The sequence below is a fragment of the Bacillus sp. SIMBA_008 genome (assembly GCF_046535495.1).
Taxonomy (GTDB): Bacteria; Bacillota; Bacilli; order Bacillales; family Bacillaceae; genus Bacillus; species Bacillus subtilis.
This window is the reverse complement of record NZ_JAWRWL010001016.1, coordinates 1-247: the sequence shown is the minus strand read 5'-3', so window position 1 is coordinate 247 and position 247 is coordinate 1. Positions and strand designations below refer to the sequence as shown.

The following is a 247-nucleotide window of genomic DNA, read 5'->3' as shown; positions in this document are numbered from 1 at the left end:
CTAACATTTTAATTGTGGATGACGATCCGCATATTAGAGAACTTGTTTCTGTATTTTTAGAACGAGAAGGTTTTCAAACATATGAGGCAATTGATGGACTAGATGCACTTAAGAAAATAGATGAAGTAAAAGTTGATATGGTTATTCTTGATATCATGATGCCAAATATGGATGGATTTGATGTATGTTTTGAATTAAGGAAGTACTATGATATTCCGATTTTGATGCTAACTGCTAAAGGGGAAAC

The 247-nt window shown here is 32.4% G+C and carries 1 pseudogene; it reads left to right on the top strand.

The features are described from left to right. Positions 1 to 5: 5 nt before the first annotated feature. A pseudogene (gene hitR, locus SB658_RS26475) lies at positions 6 to 247 on the top strand (envelope stress response regulator transcription factor HitR); the annotation flags it as partial.